This is a genomic window from Risungbinella massiliensis, assembly GCF_000942395.1.
GTDB classification, from domain to species: Bacteria; Bacillota; Bacilli; order Thermoactinomycetales; family Thermoactinomycetaceae; genus Risungbinella; species Risungbinella massiliensis.
The window spans coordinates 1-18,640 of sequence record NZ_LN812103.1 but is presented as its reverse complement, the minus strand read 5'-3'; the positions used below and the strand labels follow the sequence as shown (position 1 = coordinate 18,640).

17 protein-coding genes and 2 rRNA genes are annotated in these 18,640 nt (G+C 41.2%); 2 read left to right on the top strand and 17 right to left on the bottom strand.

Translation table 11 applies throughout. The annotated features are described in order from the left end of the window. Window positions 1–191: 191 nt before the first annotated feature. The 7 genes from VJ09_RS11060 to VJ09_RS11030 form a co-directional block, all read right to left on the bottom strand. Window positions 192–1,166 carry an NAD(P)H-dependent flavin oxidoreductase gene (locus tag VJ09_RS11060; protein WP_044641797.1) on the bottom strand — a complete coding sequence of 325 codons (975 nt, stop codon included), beginning with the start codon at window positions 1,164–1,166 and terminating at the stop codon, window positions 192–194. A 364-nt stretch (window positions 1,167–1,530) separates the two neighbouring features. After that, window positions 1,531–1,746: a hypothetical protein gene (locus tag VJ09_RS11055; protein WP_044641796.1), complete on the bottom strand. Its 216-nt coding sequence runs from the start codon at window positions 1,744–1,746 to the stop codon at window positions 1,531–1,533. Window positions 1,747–1,961: 215 nt separating this feature from the next. Then, complete coding sequence (locus tag VJ09_RS11050; protein WP_044641795.1) at window positions 1,962–2,174, bottom strand: hypothetical protein; 213 nt, start codon at window positions 2,172–2,174, stop codon at window positions 1,962–1,964. A 412-nt stretch (window positions 2,175–2,586) separates the two neighbouring features. Continuing rightward, a complete protein-coding gene (locus VJ09_RS11045; protein WP_044642836.1) occupies window positions 2,587–4,089 on the bottom strand; it encodes a glycoside hydrolase family 32 protein in 1,503 nt (500 codons plus the stop codon). 338 nt (window positions 4,090–4,427) lie between these two features. After that, complete coding sequence (locus VJ09_RS11040) at window positions 4,428–5,861, bottom strand: alkaline phosphatase family protein (protein ID WP_044641794.1); 1,434 nt, start codon at window positions 5,859–5,861, stop codon at window positions 4,428–4,430. A gap of 221 nt (window positions 5,862–6,082) precedes the next feature. After that, window positions 6,083–7,918: an ATP-binding protein gene (locus VJ09_RS11035; RefSeq protein ID WP_325063591.1), complete on the bottom strand. Its 1,836-nt coding sequence runs from the start codon at window positions 7,916–7,918 to the stop codon at window positions 6,083–6,085. Window positions 7,919–8,028: 110 nt separating this feature from the next. Continuing rightward, entirely contained in the window at window positions 8,029–8,994 is a 966-nt protein-coding gene (locus VJ09_RS11030) for a DNA double-strand break repair nuclease NurA (RefSeq protein ID WP_044641793.1), read from the bottom strand. A 273-nt stretch (window positions 8,995–9,267) separates the two neighbouring features. Here VJ09_RS11030 and VJ09_RS11025 point away from each other — a divergent pair, with 273 nt between their 5' ends. Continuing rightward, the gene (locus VJ09_RS11025; protein ID WP_044641792.1) at window positions 9,268–9,537 is read left to right on the top strand and encodes an AbrB/MazE/SpoVT family DNA-binding domain-containing protein; all 270 of its coding nucleotides are present in this window, start codon (window positions 9,268–9,270) and stop codon (window positions 9,535–9,537) included. A gap of 122 nt (window positions 9,538–9,659) precedes the next feature. Here VJ09_RS11025 and rsmI read toward each other — a convergent pair whose 3' ends face one another. From rsmI to VJ09_RS10985, 8 genes are all read right to left on the bottom strand, one after another. Then, entirely contained in the window at window positions 9,660–10,529 is an 870-nt protein-coding gene (gene rsmI, locus VJ09_RS11020) for a 16S rRNA (cytidine(1402)-2'-O)-methyltransferase (RefSeq protein ID WP_044641791.1), read from the bottom strand. Then, window positions 10,507–10,791 carry a GIY-YIG nuclease family protein gene (locus VJ09_RS11015; RefSeq protein ID WP_044641790.1) on the bottom strand — a complete coding sequence of 95 codons (285 nt, stop codon included), beginning with the start codon at window positions 10,789–10,791 and terminating at the stop codon, window positions 10,507–10,509. The genes rsmI and VJ09_RS11015 overlap by 23 nt, the downstream gene beginning before the upstream one ends. A 38-nt stretch (window positions 10,792–10,829) precedes the next feature. Beyond that, the gene (locus VJ09_RS11010) at window positions 10,830–11,198 is read right to left on the bottom strand and encodes an initiation-control protein YabA (protein WP_044641789.1); all 369 of its coding nucleotides are present in this window, start codon (window positions 11,196–11,198) and stop codon (window positions 10,830–10,832) included. A 140-nt stretch (window positions 11,199–11,338) separates the two neighbouring features. Continuing rightward, window positions 11,339–12,142: a PSP1 domain-containing protein gene (locus VJ09_RS11005; protein WP_044641788.1), complete on the bottom strand. Its 804-nt coding sequence runs from the start codon at window positions 12,140–12,142 to the stop codon at window positions 11,339–11,341. A 5-nt stretch (window positions 12,143–12,147) separates the two neighbouring features. Next, window positions 12,148–13,116 (bottom strand): hypothetical protein, encoded by a 969-nt coding sequence (locus tag VJ09_RS17650; protein WP_052807364.1) that lies wholly within the window; start codon window positions 13,114–13,116, stop codon window positions 12,148–12,150. 200 nt (window positions 13,117–13,316) lie between these two features. Continuing rightward, a complete protein-coding gene (gene tmk / locus VJ09_RS10995) occupies window positions 13,317–13,970 on the bottom strand; it encodes a dTMP kinase (protein WP_044641787.1) in 654 nt (217 codons plus the stop codon). 25 nt (window positions 13,971–13,995) lie between these two features. Continuing rightward, window positions 13,996–15,411, bottom strand: a complete 1,416-nt coding sequence (locus tag VJ09_RS10990; protein WP_044641786.1) for an aminotransferase class I/II-fold pyridoxal phosphate-dependent enzyme — start codon at window positions 15,409–15,411, stop codon at window positions 13,996–13,998. 80 nt (window positions 15,412–15,491) lie between these two features. Beyond that, complete coding sequence (locus VJ09_RS10985; RefSeq protein WP_044641785.1) at window positions 15,492–15,710, bottom strand: sigma factor G inhibitor Gin; 219 nt, start codon at window positions 15,708–15,710, stop codon at window positions 15,492–15,494. A gap of 401 nt (window positions 15,711–16,111) precedes the next feature. On the opposite strand from VJ09_RS10985, the gene VJ09_RS17645 reads away from it, so the two are divergent. Continuing rightward, on the top strand, window positions 16,112–16,936 hold the full coding sequence (locus tag VJ09_RS17645; protein WP_052807363.1) for an N-acetylmuramoyl-L-alanine amidase: 825 nt from the start codon (window positions 16,112–16,114) through the stop codon (window positions 16,934–16,936). A gap of 184 nt (window positions 16,937–17,120) precedes the next feature. On the opposite strand, the gene rrf is transcribed toward VJ09_RS17645, so the two are convergent. After that, a 5S ribosomal RNA gene (rrf, locus tag VJ09_RS10975) occupies window positions 17,121–17,237 on the bottom strand. A gap of 88 nt (window positions 17,238–17,325) precedes the next feature. Next, a 23S ribosomal RNA gene (locus VJ09_RS10970) occupies window positions 17,326–18,640 on the bottom strand; the annotation flags it as partial.

Here is an 18,640-nt window from a genome sequence, read left to right as displayed (position 1 = left end):
ATTATCTTATTCAAGTAAACCCTCTCTATTGGTATTACTCACATAAACAATCAACTTACTCCATATCTCAAACAAAAAAAAAGATCCTACTCACGGAGAGGATCTTTTGTCCAATATAAAAAGCAACATAAAACGGTTGACTGTTTTTTTGGGCTTTATTCTATCAGTTAGGAGTCTTTAGTGACCTCTTTTTATTTTGAACGTTTCATTATCAATGAAGTTAGCGCTTGCTTATACTCCTGCTGTAGCTCCTGTACAATTTCAGAAACAGGTTGAACTCGCTTAATTGCACCCACTCCCTGCCCTGCAGACCAGATGTCTTTCCATGCTTTAGCCGTAGACTGATTTAAATGGGAAAAATCTACATTTTCTTTTTTCTGGAGCTGATTTGGGTCCAAACCAGCCTTTTGGATACTTGGGATCAAGTAATTAGCATTCACACCACTAAACGCATCCGTATAAATAAGGTCGTCTAGGGTAGAGTCAACTAGCATGTTTTTATATTCTATAGCAGCAAAGCTCTCTGACGACGAAATAAATCGTGTTCCCATGTAGGCAAGGTCAGCACCAAGCGCTTCTACTGCCAAAATATCCTGACCACTGGAGATCGAACCAGCAATAATCGTTATCCCATTCCAAAATTCCTTTACTGCTCCCATGAAAGCGATTGGATTGATGGTTCCTGCATGCCCACCTGCTCCGTTACATACCAGAATTAGCCCATCTACCCCCTTTTGTGCAGCTTTTTTGGCATGGGTAATGTTACTTACATCCGAAAAAACAAGTCCATCATATTCACGTACGATACTAACCACCGAACTTGGATCCCCAAGGGAGGTAATCACAATCGGTGGCTTATATTTCTGGATAAGATCTAAATCAACTTGGTAACGTTTATTCGTCCGATGTACAATTAGATTTACTGCCCACGGAGCAATGCGTCGCTCTGGTTCTTTTAACTTGGCTTCTTTCCATTCATTTGTAATCTGTTTCATCCAATCATCTAAAGCATCTTCCGTACGAGCATTTAGTAACGGAAACGAGCCAATAATCCCCGCTTTACAACTCTCTATCACCATCTCAGGGCTAGAAACAAGAAACATGGGAGCTGCTATGACAGGTAGTTCTATATGATTATGAAGCTTAGGAGGTAACTTTGTGGACATTTTTCTCATCCTTTCCAAAAGATTATGAGATGCCTTATATTCATTTTAGCTTAGGACTAGCAAGTAATCATACTATTACGATGGTTTGTTATTCTTATAGAGCATGTTGCATAATTAGCCCAAAGCCAGAGGTTTTCTCCTTTTGAGATGCTACTATGAGCGATAGGGAGCCGGAGCAGATTAAAAGCGGGAAAACCGGCGGCGCGCCTACGTTTAACTTAGATTAACAAGCTATTATTAAAAATCCCCACTAGATCTAGTACCTTATAGGGATTCAATGAAGTTAGAGAATTGTTATTCAAACACATTTTCGTTTGCACATAAAAATGACATCAAGGCGAACCTCGATGTCACTCGTTTCTAGTCATAACGTTGCTAGTTGTTTTTTTACGTCTTTTTTTTCTTTTTTGATTTTCTTCAACTCTTGTTGGATTCCGGCTACTTTCTTTATAGTATTTGGATGAAGTATACCTTCTCTTTTTATGATATTAGATATATCTAGTTTCAAGGAAATTTCTTGCTGCTGTAATGTTTTCAGTTTTAACTCCAACGACATTTTAAACTCTTTTTGTTCTTTCATGATGATCACTCCTGATGTTTTCTAAGGAGTGAGGTTAGACTAGAAACCTGTGTCTAACTCTCACGCCCCGAACCAAAATCCGGTTTACCGATATCTCGGTTCGAGGCGTGAATAATCAGACGTATTCATTATATAAGAATCGTATTCATACAACAATACTTCCTTTGTAAATAAAGAGTGACACCAAGGAGTCCCTAGGTGTCACAGTTTCTAATCTAACAAATAATTTTCTTGTCCATTTTGTCTAGTTGTGCTAGCAATTTTTCTCTTTCTTTATCTAGATTTTTTAGTTTTTTATCTATTTTGTTTCTTGGAATGGCTTTGGCTTTTTCTCCTGTTATGGTTTCGAATTCAATCTTTAGAATAAAATCTACCTCGATGATTTTCTTTAAACTTACCTCAATTTTGAACCTTTTCATTTCTCTCATGATGATCACTCCTCTTGTTGTCTAAGGAGTGAGGTTAGACTAGAAACTGGTGTCTAACTCTCACGCCCCGAGCCCAGATCCGGTTTTCCAACATCTCGGTTCGAGGCGTGAATAGTAAGACATGCTTATTGTATGTGAATAATTATAATATAACAATGATTAAAAATTAAAATAAAATTATCTTCTACTTAATAAACTTTACTTCATACAAACACTAGCGATCCTTAACTAATACTACACAATTCCAACGTTTTTCCTAAAAGATGGCGTTCCAATAGGCGAAGAAGCTCGTCAGTACCATAAGATTACAATGATATAGCACGAAAAAATCATCCTAGCGAACGCTCACTAAGATGATTTTTATAAAAAAATTGTCTTTCATCTCTTCGATCAAGATCTCTTCACGTGCTTCCTATCTACCAACAAAGAGATTTTTATACTCCGTAATTTTCACATTTTCTAAGATAGTGGTTCCTCCAGTAGAAAAAGCAGATATTTTCGTATCGCCTGCATTGGAGAAAACTTGGTTTGAATGAACTACTTCTCCATCATCAATAAACATTTCTACGCTTGTATTATCAACCAAAATTCTCAGGTGTACCTTCTTCTTGTTTTTGTCAAAAGGTGCTTTACTTTCAACGAATTGAGTACTCGGAGTCCCTGTATGTTTTCTATTGACGAAGGAGAAACCTCCTTCTACAAATAAACCGGCATCAATATGTTTCGATCCATCATCAGATTCCCTTAAACGAAATCCAAAATTAGTTATGTTTTCCCAAGATATATCCGCTTCAATGCTGTATGTTTTTCCAGCGTCAGCTTGATCGAATATCGTTTTGTTTCCGTTTATTTCGATTTTTCCAAGATCAATCCTTTTCGAAACATTATTTGTATCATCTAGGCGTTCGGTTGGATTAGATACTAAAGTATATCTACCATTTTTATTTTTCAACTCTACTTTTCTTACTATAGAGTTTACTCCATTAAATCCTTCCGCTTTGGTTGGAGTGTTATGAGGATAATCCCAATTATTCATCCATGCTATAGCATATCTTCTACCTAATTTATCGTAACCAGGTCCGTCTTCAAATGTAACACCACCATACCAGTCAAAACCATAGTCTAACCATGTTGGTTCTGCTTTATCAGGTTTGAATTCTTTTCCGTTGAAATTACCAGTCCAATATGCGTAAGTATTCGGATCACCTTTGAATCTAGCATTAGCTGATACACCTAAAACCCATTTGTAATTCCCATCATCTGCTCTTAACAAGAAAAGATCAGGACATTCTAACACCCCAATATTAGGAGCCATAAACCCACTTATATAAACCCAATGTTTTAAGTCTCTTGACTCATAGAAGCCAATCTTATCGCCTTCTGCCATGGTCATTACCCATTTCCCAGCTTGACTATCCCAAATAACTTTAGGATCCCGGAAGTTTGGTTCACCTGGATTTTTCATGATAGGTTCGTCACTGTAGCTTTTAAATGTTTTTCCTCGATCCGTACTATACCATAAGAATTGTTCCTGCTTTTGACCGTCAGCAGATGGTTGAGTTACAATTGCAATTACTGCACCATACCCAAATCCTGCTGTATTTTCATTATCCACAACAAATGAACCTGTCCATGGATCTCCATTCTTATTTGTATATTTAGGAATCGCTACTCCTTTATCTTCCCAGATGACTAAATCTTTTGAGGTTGCATGCCTCCACTCTGTACCATTACCACCCCACGAGTAATCTCTGTTGTACAAATAGTAATAATGATACTCTCCATCAAAATAAATAGGCCGTTGTGGATCATTCATCCATTGATCTGGCACGGAGAAATGGTAGCCTGGACGATGTTCTGAATCTTTCCATGTTACATCTTCTGCTGCCACACTCTTTGTAAACCCTGAAAATATAGAAGAAGCGAAGATCGCTGCACAGGCTAATGCTACCAGTGCTTTCTTACTCAGGTTAACTGTTCTAAAAATTTTAAACAATTTTTAAGTCTCCCCTCTTCATAATCCTTAATACTTGCTACAAAAATTTACTTATATCACTTATTAAATACTATCATCTACCAACTTTTCTTTCCATTCTGTATATTTATAAGTACCTTTAAAATTCTGTAAACGCTTCTTTTTCCAAAAATAAAACGATAAATTTTGTAAATGCTTTCCCATCTCCGATTTGATAATTTATGAAATATACCTTATACAAAAGCATCCTAGCGAATCACTCACTAGGATGCTTCTTCTTATATAATATTTTCTTTCATCTCTTCCATTAATATCTTTCCACGTGCTTGTTTTGGATGATCTACCTCTAAGAGATGCGCGATTGTCGGTGCGACTGAGATCAACTGATGAGGAATCAGCACTTTCCTCCCTTCCTCAAACATAGGGCCATGTAAGATAAATGGTACATTTCGTTCTCCTTCTGCTAGATGACCATGTGCTCCACCTGCAGAAAGTCCGTGATTACTTGTAACGATATACAACGTATCTTTTAATTCATCGAGACTCTCCACCCACTTATAAAAGAGGGAAAGTTGAACATCTAATTCTTGAATCTGTTCGCGATATTCCTCACTATCTGGCCCTTTTGCTTTCCCAATCCGATCAATAGAACTGAAATGTAGAGACAGAAAGTCAGGCTTTTCTTGTTGGAGTATCTCTTTTGCCTTTTCTAGGACTTGTTGATTGGATTCTTGAATAGACTTCGGTTCCACAATCTCCGTATATTCCGATCCCCATAAATCAGCTAAATATTTCGATCCAATAATCTTGCTCTTTTTTCCTTTTTCTGAGAGTTTTTGCATGAGATTCTCCACTTGCTGAGTTGGTGAAATATAAAGATCTTGCAAGATTTTATGATCCCTTGGATAAGCTCCCGTGTAGAGAGAGGCAGCGGTAGAGTACGTTCTTGCCGGATAGAGGGTCTCCATCTTGCTATAAGTTGTTCCTTTACTCTCCAACCAATCAAAAAAGGGAGTATAGGCATCTTCTAGACGATCTTTGCGACAACCTTCCAAGACGATTAAAATGACACGTCTAGCTTTTGCTTTTTGGGAAACTGGATAGACAAAACGGTCCATCTCTACTGGCTTCCAGTCCCATAATTTGTAATGTAGCCAAATGGTGATCGCAATCCAGACGATCAGGAACACCAAATAGGACATGTGAGGCAGTTCAAAGAAATTCTGGGTATACCCTGTCTGCATAACAAGTAACAGTAAAAATATCTTGGGCAGTTGCTCCTGGGCATTTTCACTTGTCGGTCCACTATGTACCACTAATTGTTTCCAATAAGTTTGGTAGTTGTGTTTGGAAGTACCTAGTTTCCGATGATAATACCATGTTCCGATACCAAATAAGTTCCACCCTAAATAAAGTACCAAAGCAAAGAGCAGTAAACCAACATGGAACCCACCAAATAGTCCCTGATAAAAAACGATGGGTAGCCACAAGACTGGACGGAGTTTTAATGGAAATTCATAGAAGTAATATAAAACAAACAGTGGTAATGCCCATAAAGTAGCTAATAGCCAACTCCCAAACTGAAAGTCCCACGCAAAAAAGTGAAAGAAAAGAAACGCCACCATAACGAAAGTAGGCGTAAAAATCTTTCCTTCCCGCAAAGCTATCCACAGCTTCGGTTTCCATAAATCCCAGTATTTAACGTAATTCATTCTGTATCACCTTTCTATTCGATCCCACACCTTCCACAACTTATGAACAACTTATCCACAAAAACGACCTAGTTATCCACAGTTATCCACAAGTCTTGTAAAGCGGCACCTCATTCGGAGGGAATTTACCTTCTTCCCATATGGAATGTTCGTTGACCTTAATCTATTACTTATGGAAGTCATCTGCTCATCGGAATGGGATAAGGGAAATCTTTCTTACTTTATACCCGATCATATCTTGTTTGGAACGGGGTAACATGTTTTCGGATTTTTCCTGCTTTGGCAGCCTGTTCTAACTCTTGGCGAAGGCGAGTCACTTCCCAACTTACCCCTAGCTCTCGATTGATCGAGGAGATCGCTTGCACGAGATCTGTATCAAAGAGGGGTAATAGCGGAGTCAGCGCTTGTAAGAATCCCTCTTCTTTCTGACGAGATGCCTGCATCAATTCATCAAATGGATTCATCGTATGAGGGCTCGTTGTATAAGCTGCTCGAACCCGGATAAAGACTGTCCGTCCAAAAGCAGCGGAAGAGACAAACGTATCCCCAGATCGTAAGTATGGTAGACGTTTCCCTTCGTCTTCTGTTAGATCGGTCTCTTCACGAAGCGTCTGAATATCTGTTCCACGTACTGTCCGAAAGACGAATTTGGAGTTAAGTTGCGCAGTAATCGTCTCATCTAATAACGTAGGACGCTGTGTTGCTAAGAAAAGAAAGACTCCGTATTTCCGTCCTTCTTGCGCAATTTCCTTAAGAACAGATTTTGCTGGAGAATCTACTCCCTTTGGTGCAAAGTTATGGGCTTCATCCATCACAATGACAAACGGAGGAAAGAATTGACCTTCTTCGCCATTCATCCGAGCATCCCGATAATCTCTTCGTTTACGATAGAGTGCACCGGTTACATAAGTTGCAAAGACTTGAAGGAGCCAAGAAGACCCTTGGACGGATACTAGCTTTCGCTGTTCAATACCTCTTTCAATCTCTTTAATATCTCTAGTGAAAATCCCTGATCTTTCTAATCGTCGCAAGCGCCAATCGATCCCACGCAAAGAGGAAGCATGTACACTTGGATACTTTTTGAGCAATTTTTGTAGAGCAGAAATTCGTTCGACTTCTGTTGGAGTATCTGCCTCTTGCAACTGTTTGTCCAAATTTTTCGCTTCAGCTGCTTCCATTAGATTGCGAATTCGGTCACTAAAAGAGATAAATGTATCACGAGTTTTATGCAATGCTTCTACTGCACTTTCCATCGAACTAGTCAATTGTCCACCCGCAGCGTGTAAGAGGGAGATGATATCACGTGTGCTCAGATCGGTAAAGGAGATACCTACTTCTTTTCCAATTTGGACGGTCAAAAAGCGATCAGAATAATCAGGTGCTATCTCTTCTAGTCCAGGAGTCACCGTAGAAAATTCCATTTCAAAATGTGGGTCAAAGACAATCGTCGGGATCTGTAAATTCATCAGTTCTTCCATCATGACACGCAGACCAAATGATTTACCTGATCCAGATCCACCAAACACACCCACATGTGGATATTGATGCATGGATCTCACATCAAATAAAAAAGGAATCCCATTCTGTTCACGTAGTTCCCCTTGTTCGAGCACTTTTAGTTTGTGATGTAAATCTTCACTCATCGTTTTCGCAATCGAATCAGTCCCCCGGACTTCCCCTACAACCATCGATTCGTTGGGATCAGCTTTAATCAATAAGTGGCGGACTTCTTCAAACTCTGGTAAACGGACAGAGCAACCTGTGATCACTGGATGGGCTGCTTCCTCAAAAAGACGTACCTTGGCAATATTTACTTCATCTGATTCAATGTCATAACCAATCGTACGAAGGGTCTGAAGGATGGAAGCATCTACTACCGATTTTTCATATCCCATCGGAAGCAATCGATTGTACGAAGCAGTCTCTACTACCTCTCCTTTTGGATCAGATAAAATTGGGTCTTCTAGGATCAATATTTCATTAATACGAAATTTACGCTCCTTGGAGACAACATAGACCTCTTGTTGATTGGTTACTCCTACTACTTGCATCATCATTTTCTCTTCCTTTCTAAAAACCATATCAAAGGCAATATAGAGACACATTTTCTTTCATTATGACGTCACACTCACTCTGAAAAACTTGATCGAACCTCTTCCATTGCTTACTAAATCACTCGCTCATTCCGTTTGGTTGCAAGCAATCGGTGACGAAGTTCCGGGTCAATATATTGATCGATCATCCCTTGAACAAGAAGGTCTGTTACTCGAACTTGATTATCTACAATATCCAGCCAAAAAGGGATTCCTCTACCTTGCTTAGGAGTCAGGGTATAGACTAAATCAGCTAATCTCTTGCGATCCCACTTTTGCGCCATTAATCCATCAATACTAATCGGTACAGGGTGATTGGATGTGCGGACAGCCATTTTCCAAAGTCCATTTCCAGATGGAGACCAATCTTCCCATTCGTAAGCCTCCCCTTCTTTTAGTACTCCATAGAGAAGATCACGATCGGAGAAAGCCGGATATTCAGGATAGATCTCTTTCGCTAAACGCCTGGCACCAATCTCTTCCGAAACTCCAATAAGCAGGACATTCTCTTCTTGGGCAGTTTCCATTAGCTTATTGCATTTTTCCCAATCCCGAATAGCGAAGAACGAAAGCGAGCCATCCATTAAAACCACTTTTGGTTTCCACTTTCTCATCGCTTCCATCGCAACATCCATCTCCAGAATAGAAAGTTTGGCACCACGTTTACTGGCTTCCCGTGCCAATTGCCCATCTTCTAAAGAAGAAGATTCTTCTTCCTCTTCTAATAAAGGGGTATAGAGATCCGCCTTCCACGCCTCTTCTCCTTTTGTTCCTTTCGCAAGTGCTTGAAAAATAGAGAGTGTACGAAGTTCTGGTCCCTTCGTCGAGTTAACCGAACCATCTACTCCAACAAGACTCTTATCCTCCATCCAATCTTGGAGCTCCTGATCTGGTAGATTTTGCACAAAAAAGAAGCTTCCTAAGTTTGCAATTTTTTGTCGAATCCTTGTCGAATCTAAAACATCCTTTGGATAGCTAGTTAAGAGAGCTTCATTTAACTTTCGCAGCTTTCCTTTCAATTCCTCTGATACTGGTATCATAACATGTCCTCCTAATGAAAAAAGCTAGTGTTTTCAAGGGATTAGGCTTTTTTTTAATTCTTCTTCTTACATCCTAAAAAGGAAATTTTCTACATTGTTAACTTCTTCAAGAAAATTTCTATAAAGATAGGAAAGTAATATTGACTCAGTTGGGAATCGTTGGTATGATGTTTTTGACGCTACAGATGTCGAAATTTGACGGCAAATCGAAACATACCAAAAAGAGATAGTGCTTCAAATACCAAAGACCAAAAACCGAGAGGGGCTTTACAAATGCTAAAATCTACGGGTATTGTACGGAAAGTGGACGAGCTGGGTCGTGTAGTAATTCCTATCGAATTACGTCGAACTTTGGGGATTGGCGAAAAAGACGCTTTGGAGATTTATGTCGATGGCGAGCGCATCGTATTAAAAAAATATGAGCCAGCTTGCATCTTCACCGGTGAAGTCGACGAAACCGTACGTTACAAAAACAAAGTAGTAAGCAGAAAATGCATTGAAGAAATGTACGAGCTACTTCAAGATAAAGTCACAGTAGAGTAAAAGTTTCTCTCCTATACCATATCATAACAAATAGCAAGAAATTTTCCTGCTGTTTGTACTGCTAAATACACATAATAAAAACCGAGCTACTCCCTTTTCTAGAGGAGAGCTCGGTTTTTTGCTTACTCTTGTCCATGATAGATCTGATAAATTTCCCGCTTAGGAACATCACGTTCTTTGGAGGCCTGCAAAATCGCTTCTTTTTTAGACAGTCCTCTTTGGATGTATTCCTCCACATGCTCAATAGGACTTAACTCTTGCCACCATCTATTCTCAAGTGTATCTGGTCCAATACTGGATCCCTCGACAATGAACGTATACTCTCCCCGCGTTCCATGTTCTTTCAAATAATCCAAAGCATCCACAAGCTCTCCTCGAATCCACTCTTCATGTTTCTTGGTCAGCTCACGTGCAATTGCCACTTTGCGATTTCCCCATATCTCCAATAGATCAGCCAACACTTTTTCTAAGCGGTGGGGAGACTCGTAAAAAATAACAGTCTCTGAAAAATACTTCCAATTCTCCAAAACCTTACGTCGTTCTTTTCTCTCTCTAGGAAGAAAACCAAGGAACAGAAACGGATGGGTAGACAGTCCCGAGCAAGTTAAAGCAGATAGCGCTGCATTAGCCCCTGGAATAGGCACTACCGGGATTTCACAATCTGTCGCCATCTGAACGACGATATGCCCCGGATCAGAGATTGCTGGTAAGCCAGCATCACTTACTAGAGCTATGTTTTCCCCAGCAAGCAATCGCTCTACCAATGCTGTTCCTCTTTGCTTTTCATTGTGTTCGTGATAGGAGACCGTTGGGGTCGATATACCAAGATGATTGAGTAGTTTTCGAGTATGCCTTGTATCTTCTGCAGCGATTACATCCACTTCTGTCAATATTTCTTGTACTCTTTCACTTACATCTCCTAAATTGCCAATAGGTGTTCCCACTACATAGAGGATTCCTTTTTCTTGATTAAAGCTTTTTTGGATCCACATCGATTTGATCCCCTCTTTGAGCTACCAAACTCTCTTTTTGTTTTCTGGAGAGCTTCTTCATTTGAATCTCTCGCTTCAATGCACTTGATCGATTTGGAACTTGTTCATAATAACAGTAGCGAACTGGTAGACGCGTTCTCGTATATTTGGATGCAACCCCACGATTGTGAGCTGCCAGCCTTTTAGATAGGCAATTCGTGATCCCTATGTAAAAGGTGTCATCTGAACACTTTAATATGTAAACATAGTAAGGTCGTTCCAATTTCTAGCTCCTATTGAAGGAAAGAAGAGGATACCACATTAACGTGCATCCTCTTCCTCACTCTTATTCAAAAATGCTAAACAAAATAAACAATCCCCATCTGTCCTCAGTCTACCATAGTGTAGATTGCAAATATGGAAACCTTCTGTATACAGGTTGGCTAGATGATTGAGTGCATTTTGATCCTCTTCGCCTACCACTGTTTCAGAGGTTTCTTTCTTCCCTACATCCTTACGGTCTCTCTCATTTGTTTGCAATTCTCTAAGACGCTGGTTCTCCATCTCGAGTCTTGTATTCTCTTCCATCAATTGTACAATCTGCTCTTTTAGTCCACCCAGCTCTTTGTAAAGCTCCCCAATTTGTTCTTCCACTTGGGCAACTAACTGAAATACCGCCTGTTTGTCCAAGCCTCCACCTCATTAATCGATCCGCTTGTTTGATCCAGTTACCTGCTAAAAAAGAGAGAACGAAAACTCCTTCATGTAATTACTTAATAGATACGCCATTTTAAAAAGAGCCTTTTGTTTGGTATACACAGTCGTTCTCATTAAACTTCAGAAGCAACTTCATCTAACGAATGTTCCACCACGTTTCCGCTTTCTTCTAACTGAACTTGTACTTTTCGTTCCAAAAGATCTAACATTTTTACTTCCCCTTCTCCATAAGGGGTTGTTATTTTTTCACCGATGTCTGGCAACGCCATTTTCGATTCCTCATAATGGTCATTTTCAAACTTCAGGCAACACATTAACCGTCCACACAACCCAGATATTTTGGCAGGATTTAGCGAGAGATTCTGATCTTTTGCCATTTTGATCGAGACTGGTTCGAAATCACCTAAAAAAGAGGAACAGCATAAAACACGCCCACAGGGTCCGATTCCTCCTAACATCTTCGCTTCGTCTCGAACTCCAATCTGTCTCAATTCAATACGGGTTCTAAATACAGTTGCTAGATCTCTCACTAAGTCACGGAAGTCTACTCGTCCTTCCGCCGTAAAGTAAAAAATAATTTTATTGCGATCAAATGTATACTCAGCATCCACTAACTTCATTTCTAGACTGTGTTGATACACCTTTTGCTGGCAAAGGTTCAGAGCTTCCTCTGCTGCATCCTGATTCTCGTCCATTTGCTGGATATCCTCTAAAGTCGCTGTGCGAATTACCTTACGTAAAGGTAGTACCACTTCATCCTCTGCCACATATCGAATACCGAACACTACTTCTCCATACTCTATTCCACGGACCGTTTCTACGATCACAGCTTGTCCCTGTTGAATCGGGACATCACTTGGATCAAAATAATATATTTTACCCGCTTGTCGAAAGCGGACTCCAATTACTTTTAGCAATGTGTTCATCCCTCCTGCATCGCCAAGACCATCTTTTCCAAGATCGCCTGATCCTGCATGGGTTTCCCTAAATCTCGACGCGCTTTCATCACCTTTTCCATCAAAGAAAGCAGACTTGGTAGATCTTTTAGGTAGGCCTGCCTTTCCAAGTTGTCTCGCCAAGGTAGAAACAATGCCCTATCTTGAACTGTCTGATTTGCTGTTCGTAACAACTCTCGTTGCCACATCATCAACAAATCCAGCAGAACAGCAGCTTGTCCTTCTTGAATGAGTGTCGAAAAGGGTTCCTGATATATAAAAAGAAGAGCCTCTGTCTTGCCGACGAGTATCTCTTGATTCCATTTTATCATCTGCTCAATTAATTGGGCAAATGCTTCCAATTCCATTATATGGGTATCGAATGGCAAATTGCTATAGATCTGAGCTTGCCAGTCCGGAAGTTCCATCTGACGAAACTTGCTGATTTTACTCTCTAAGTTGGCCTCTGGAAATCGAACAATCTGACACCGAGAACGAATCGTCTCGAGAACCGACTGCTCCGTTTGGGTAAACAGAATTGCAACTAGAGGCGAGACTGGCTCTTCCAAGAATTTCAAAAGACTATTGGCAGCAGAGAGTGTCAATAAATCTGCTTGATGTAGGATCAAAAAACGTCTCGTTCCTGGTCTAGGAGTAAAAGAAAATTGCTTTTGCACAGCTCGAACTTGATCAATTTTAATAGAGGCACCATCTGGATAGACCTCTATTATCTCTGGACTATTGCCAGTTTCTATTGTGCGACAAGCAGTACAATGATCACAAGAATCTTCGGTCTGCTGATCACAATTTAGCACCTTAGAAAACTGAATCGCAATATTGCGTTTTGCTTCCTGCGCACCAGTAAAGAGGTAAGCATGTGCAACTCGGTCTGCACGAATCGCATTGCGCAAGAAATTCTTTACACTTTCTGGTGCATCAGTATTAGCCCAAGTCAAAATGCTCCCCCTTTTCCATTCATTACTAGTTCCCTATTCGAAACGGTTCCCCTTCTAATAAAACTCCCTAACACAAAATAGAGAGAACGGAAAAAAATTTGATCTTAAAAAGCGTCTTGGTTCAAATCAAGGAAAGTGTTCTGAATCAAGACCCACAGTGTAAGATTTTTCCACCAAACAGAAAAATCATCTTTTCTTTTTCAACCGTCCATTTCTCCATTAAATGGGTGCTTTCTTATCAAATGCTCTAGATCTGAACGAATCACCGAAAACAGATCTGCTTTAGGTAACGTTCCATCCAATAGACGAATTCGATCTTGTTGGCTTTCTGCAAGCTGCTGATATCCCTCACGTACTCGTTGATGGTACTCTCTGCTTTTTTGTTCTATTCGATCTTTTGCTGAACCTCTCTCTTGAATACGTTGTTCTCCGATTTCCCATGGTAAGTCTAGTACATAGGTACGGATTGGAAGAATATATTGAATCGCAACTTGATTGATACTCTCAACAATGTTAGCAGGAATGGAGCCTGCAAAGCCTTGATATACCATCGTTGAATCAATATACCGATCACAGATCACTACTTTCCCGCTTTCTAGAGCAGGTCTGATTTTTTCTGTTACCAGTTGCGCACGAGATGCGGAATACAACAGAAGTTCTGTTATCGTCCCCATCTCCGTTAAATCAGGATGGAGCAATAACTCTCTGACTTGTTGTCCAATTCTCGTTCCCCCAGGGTCTCTGAGTGATATATAAGAAATATTTTTGTCTTGTAAATAATGTTCTAAATATCGGATTTGAGTCGTTTTTCCAGCCCCTTCAGGACCTTCTAACGTAATAAATAAGCCGTTCACTTCATTCTCCCTCCAAATGTTCATTTCATTGTAACACGGAAACGAAAAGGGAGGAAGAAAGTCGAATACCACGAATTTTGGCTCCTGCCTGTACTAATTTTTGAAGCCAAGCTAATTTGGATTCTGTATATACTTCCCCAGGCAATATTGTCGGAACTCCTGGGGGATACGGAATGATCGATTTGGCTGCAAATTTGCCTACTACGTCTGTTATAGGAAGCCAAACAACTTCTTTTTTTCGTATTGATTCATATGAAATGGAGTGAGAAGAAATTCTGCTATCTGGGAATCGTGGTATTTCTTCTGCTGCCCAAGTCGAAATCTCCTGATCTAGCTCATCCAATGCTTGTTGTAAAAGGAGAAAGTCTGCTTTTTTACTTCCAATTGATGCAACAGCTAATACTCCAAATGCATCTGCCAACTCTGTATAGATTCCTTTTTTCTCTAGCCACTCAGCTATATGAAAACCCGTTACAGATTTATTGGCGGAAAGATATATCTTAAAAGGATCTTGATTGGGACTATGTAATTCTGTAATATACTTCAGGTTTCTTAAATAAACACGAAAATCGTTGAGCTCTCCCATTTTCTTATCCAATAATTTTTCTCCCTGTTGTTCCATGATCTGTCTAGCCAGATCGAGTGAAGCGAGTAAGGGATAGGATGGACTACTAGACTCCACCATTCGTAACGCCTCGGAAATCGCTTCTTCATCTAGCAAACTCCCTTGTATATGTAACATCGAACTCATCGTAAAAGAAGGTAACATCTTATGTGTAGATTGAACAACCAGATCTGCTCCACTAGAAAGCGCACTTGCAGGTAGAAAAGGGTGAAAAGCAAAATGAGCACCATGTGCTTCATCAACTAACAATGGCACATTTGCCTGATGACACCTTGTGGCAATCTCTGAAATCGGTAATATTCGTCCATAATAATTTGGAGAAGTGAGAAAGACCGCTTGAATATCTGAATAAGTACGTAAGTATTGGTCAACTAGATCCGCAGTATAAGGAAGTTCTTTTTGTGTGATAGGGTCGAATCTTGTTTCCATACAGACCGCCTCTGCCCCAGCAAGGTAACATCCATGATAGACAGCTTGATGAGAATTCCGAGCAATCAGGATTTTCTCCCCTGGCTTGCAAACAGACAAAACTGCTGCCAAAATGCCCGCTGTCGTCCCTCCTACCAAAAACCAAGTTTTTTGTGCCCCAAATGCTTTAGAAGCTAATGATTGCGCTTCTGCAATCACACCTTCGGGCTGATGTAAATCATCAAGCTCCCCTACTTCTGTTAAGTCATACTTCGCAATTTCTTGAAGCCAACTAAAGCTGGGAACTGCATTTCCCTGTTTGTGACCAGGCACATGAAAATTACTCTGGCTCCTTTGCTGATGTTGTTCCAAAGATTCTATGATTGGAACACGATTGTCTTTGAGCATTTACTTTCTCCCTTCTAGTTGTGGTTATGCCCATAACGCGAGATAAAAAAAGAGACTATGATTAGCCTCTTGTTCATTACTTAATCTGTATGGTTAAGCAGATCTGGAGGACTGCTCATATCATCTATCCATAGTTTTGGAATTTGGTGTAAGAAGAAAAAGTACTCTGGATCGTCCAGTGTTACAGTCACTAACCTCTGCTCACATGTACAGCAAATCGCTTTTTCACGAATAAGCAAATGTTTTTCTTCTACCCCACCACAAATTATACAGGTTGGTGTTAATACATGTACACACATTCGCCTCACAACCCTTCTAATTAATTAGTCCCACTATTTACATTTTTGTATTTACTTATACTAAGTTCACCATCATTTTTGTGAATAACCTTCCAAATAATAGGTAAATATATCCAAAACAAATCTGGTCTGTAATCTAACTTAATAACCAACACTGGAAGTCTGTTCCATTACTTTGAAAGGAAAAACATTCTAATGATCCCTACGACTGAACAATGGATGATTCCCTTTTTGTTTGGAGTTTTCCTCCCTATCTTTATTTTCCTGAGACTTTATTATTTCTCGCAATATACAGATAAGCAATAAACCTAATATTTTTCTTCTAAATGATAGAAAACCAAGCCATTCCCTCTTTTCAGCATATGCTATGAAGACCCGGCAATATGTAAGGAGGTGAACAAATGGCAGAGGCAAATCGCTTTTTAATTGCAATTGACGATGGTCACGGGCAAGAGACATCAGGAAAACGAACTCCTGTCATTCCAGAATTAAGGCGATCCATTAAAGAGAACGAGTTCAATCGAGCGGTGGCGTCTTTATTGGATCAAGAATTACGCCGATTAGGTTTTCGCACCCTTTTAGTTGCTCCGACTGATGTAGATACCCCACTAGCTAATCGAACAAATTTAGCGAACAGCCGAAAAGCAAATATCTATGTTTCTATCCACTATAACGCAGGTGGAGGACGAGGCATCGAAACTTACTATTATCCTGGTAGTTCCTCTGGAAAAAAACTAGCAGAAACAGTTCATCGTCATATCACCAAAGGGACCTCTCAAGTAAATCGTGGTATCAAAACCGCTGATTTTTATGTACTACGCGAGACCAGCATGCCTGCCATTCTGATCGAATTTGGGTTTATGGATGATCCAGGATTGATTGAAGCCAGACGCATGTTAGATAAAGCATTTCAAACGGAATGTGCGTTAGAAACAGCTCAAGGTATTTGCGAGTATTTTGGAGTTCCTTACAGAACTTCTCCTCCTAATCCCGTACCTCCTAACGCTCCAAAACCATCGGTTCCCAAGTATCCAGGATATCTTATTAAAAAAGGGTCTATCGGTTCCTCTGTACGTCTAATTCAGCGTCAATTAGGCGGCCTTGTAGTAGATGGAATATTTGGTCCCAAAACAGAAGCACGAGTAAAGGCTTTCCAAAAACAAAAGAAATTAGCTGTTGATGGAATTGTAGGCCCCATTACATGGCGATCCCTCTTTGGATCATGATTAACCTTAGATTCTCCTACCTCAGTAGAAACAAAATGATGATGGTATGGGAATCAGAAGAGCACCGTCCATTTATGCAGGGACAGTGCTCTTCTGATTATCCAACATCTTTTGGAATCATAGTATATGTTAAATCAAAAAACCACTTAGGCTACCGAAGTAGCAACTAAGTGGTTTTTGGTTTGCCTGGCAATGACCTACTCTCCCAGGACCCTGCGGTCCAAGTACCATCGGCGCTGGAGGGCTTAACGATCGTGTTCGGGATGGGAACGAGTGGGACCCCTCCGCCATTATCACCAGACAGTCAGTGTCAAGACATATGAAATATGTCACACCCTGAAAATTAGAACAGAAGGCCAAGTGTGTTGCAAATCGAAAAGTAAGACATGTGAGGAAAAGCCCTCGACCGATTCGTATCTGTCAGCTACACATGTTACCATGCTTCCACCTCAGACCGATCTACCTCGTCATCTACAAGGGGTCTTACTTCCACGAAGGAATGGGAAATCTCATCTTGAGGGGGGCTTCGCGCTTAGATGCTTTCAGCGCTTATCCCGTCCATACTTGGCTACCCAGCGGTGCCTCTGGCGAGACAACTGGTACACCAGGGGTATGTCCATCCCGGTCCTCTCGTACTAGGGACAGCTCCTCTCAAATTTCCTACGCCCGCGACAGATAGGGACCGAACTGTCTCACGACGTTCTGAACCCAGCTCGCGTACCGCTTTAATGGGCGAACAGCCCAACCCTTGGGACCGAATACAGCCCCAGGATGCGATGAGCCGACATCGAGGTGCCAAACCTCCCCGTCGATGTGGACTCTTGGGGGAGATAAGCCTGTTATCCCCGGGGTAGCTTTTATCCGTTGAGCGATGGCCCTTCCACAAGGAACCACCGGATCACTAAGTCCGACTTTCGTCCCTGCTCGACTTGTAGGTCTCGCAGTCAAGCTCCCTTATGCCTTTGCACTCTATAGGCGCGATTTCCGACCGCGCTGAGGGAACCTTGGAGCGCCTCCGTTACATTTTAGGAGGCGACCGCCCCAGTCAAACTGCCTGCCTGACACGGTCCTCGAACCGGATGACGGTTCTGAGTTAGAACTCCGATACGACCAGAGTGGTATCCCACCGACGTCTCCTTGGAGACTGGCGTCCCCAAATCATCGACTCCCACCTATCCTGTACAAGTCGTACCCGAGATCAATATCAAGCTGCAGTAAAGCTCCACGGGGTCTTTCCGTCTTGTCGCGGGTAGCCAGCATCTTCACTGGCAGTACAATTTCACCGGGTCTCTCGTTGAGACAGCGTCCAGATCGTTACGCCTTTCGTGCGGGTCGGAACTTACCCGACAAGGAATTTCGCTACCTTAGGACCGTTATAGTTACGGCCGCCGTTTACTGGGGCTTCAGTTCAATGCTTCGCTTTAAGCTAACACATCCCCTTAACCTTCCAGCACCGGGCAGGCGTCAGCCCCTATACTTCGCCTTACGGCTTCGCAGAGACCTGTGTTTTTGCTAAACAGTCGCCTGGACCTCTTCACTGCGGCCCCCAAAAGGGGGCACCCCTTCTCCCGAAGTTACGGGGTCATTTTGCCGAGTTCCTTAACGAGAGTTCTCCCGAGCACCTGAGGATTCTCTCCTCGCCTACCTGTGTCGGTTTGCGGTACGGGCACCAAGACTCTCCTAGAGGCTTTTCTTGGCAGTGTG

Excerpts from the sequence above, each read along its gene's own strand:
- VJ09_RS11050 (WP_044641795.1), bottom strand. The coding sequence starts at position 2,174 with ATGAGAGAAATGAAAAGGTTCAAAATTGAGGTAAGTTTAAAGAAAATC.
- VJ09_RS11040 (WP_044641794.1), bottom strand. The coding sequence starts at position 5,861 with ATGAATTACGTTAAATACTGGGATTTATGGAAACCGAAGCTGTGGATA.
- VJ09_RS17645 (WP_052807363.1), top strand. The coding sequence starts at position 16,112 with ATGGCAGAGGCAAATCGCTTTTTAATTGCAATTGACGATGGTCACGGG.
- VJ09_RS11025 (WP_044641792.1), top strand. The coding sequence starts at position 9,268 with ATGCTAAAATCTACGGGTATTGTACGGAAAGTGGACGAGCTGGGTCGT.
- VJ09_RS11055 (WP_044641796.1), bottom strand. The coding sequence starts at position 1,746 with ATGAAAGAACAAAAAGAGTTTAAAATGTCGTTGGAGTTAAAACTGAAA.
- VJ09_RS11030 (WP_044641793.1), bottom strand. The coding sequence starts at position 8,994 with ATGATACCAGTATCAGAGGAATTGAAAGGAAAGCTGCGAAAGTTAAAT.
- VJ09_RS10985 (WP_044641785.1), bottom strand. The coding sequence starts at position 15,710 with ATGTGTGTACATGTATTAACACCAACCTGTATAATTTGTGGTGGGGTA.
- VJ09_RS10990 (WP_044641786.1), bottom strand. The coding sequence starts at position 15,411 with ATGCTCAAAGACAATCGTGTTCCAATCATAGAATCTTTGGAACAACAT.
- rsmI (WP_044641791.1), bottom strand. The coding sequence starts at position 10,529 with ATGTGGATCCAAAAAAGCTTTAATCAAGAAAAAGGAATCCTCTATGTA.
- VJ09_RS11035 (WP_325063591.1), bottom strand. The coding sequence starts at position 7,918 with ATGATGATGCAAGTAGTAGGAGTAACCAATCAACAAGAGGTCTATGTT.
- VJ09_RS11060 (WP_044641797.1), bottom strand. The coding sequence starts at position 1,166 with ATGTCCACAAAGTTACCTCCTAAGCTTCATAATCATATAGAACTACCT.